Source organism: Rhodobacter sp. TJ_12, from assembly GCF_020023995.1.
Taxonomy (GTDB): domain Bacteria; phylum Pseudomonadota; class Alphaproteobacteria; order Rhodobacterales; family Rhodobacteraceae; genus Rhodobacter.
In genome coordinates, this window is record NZ_NRRD01000085.1 from 1 (window position 1) to 539 (window position 539).

Annotated in this window: 1 protein-coding gene; it reads right to left on the bottom strand. The window is 59.9% G+C overall.

Features of this window, described 5'->3' with window-relative positions; translation table 11 throughout:
- Positions 1-195: 195 nt before the first annotated feature.
- On the bottom strand, positions 196-336 hold the full coding sequence (locus CKO11_RS17305; RefSeq protein ID WP_002721616.1) for a hypothetical protein: 141 nt from the start codon (positions 334-336) through the stop codon (positions 196-198).
- Positions 337-539: the final 203 nt, after the last annotated feature.

The window sequence follows — 539 nt, forward strand, 5'->3', positions numbered from 1 at the left end:
GCCTTCGAACGCTACGAAGACATCCGTCCCGGCGACGTGATCGAGATCTTCGAACGCGAGGAGGTCCAGCGCAAGCTGGCCTGAGGCCGGACACCCGCGGCCCGCTTCGGCGGGCGGCGGGATCGCGAGATGGGAAAGGCCGGGCAGCTGAAGCTGCCCGGCCTTTTCATTCTTAGCGAGTTGAGCGCCAGAAGGTCAGGCGGCGCGTTTCGACGGGATCGGGTAGCCGACATACGTCTTTTCGTCGACCCGAACCATCACCTTACCATCCGCCATCTGGCCGACGAGAAGGCCCTGAACCGAGACACAGCTACCGATCGTGATCGTCCTGAGCATCTGCTTTCCCCCAAGAAGCAAGTTTCCCCAGTCACAGGTTAGTCATAAAGCGATAAATAAACACTCACGATTTTGGTCGTAGAGCGCCTTTGGGGTGCGACATATGAACGATTGAGGCCCTTGTGCCACAGAACCGTTACAGCCAGTCGCGCAGGATGGGGATCAGCGGCAGGTCTGCAGGGGGCATCGGATAGTCGCGAAGC

What these genes read in the sequence shown, in the direction of transcription:
- CKO11_RS17305 (WP_002721616.1), bottom strand. Translation starts at nt 336, where the DNA reads ATGCTCAGGACGATCACGATCGGTAGCTGTGTCTCGGTTCAGGGCCTT.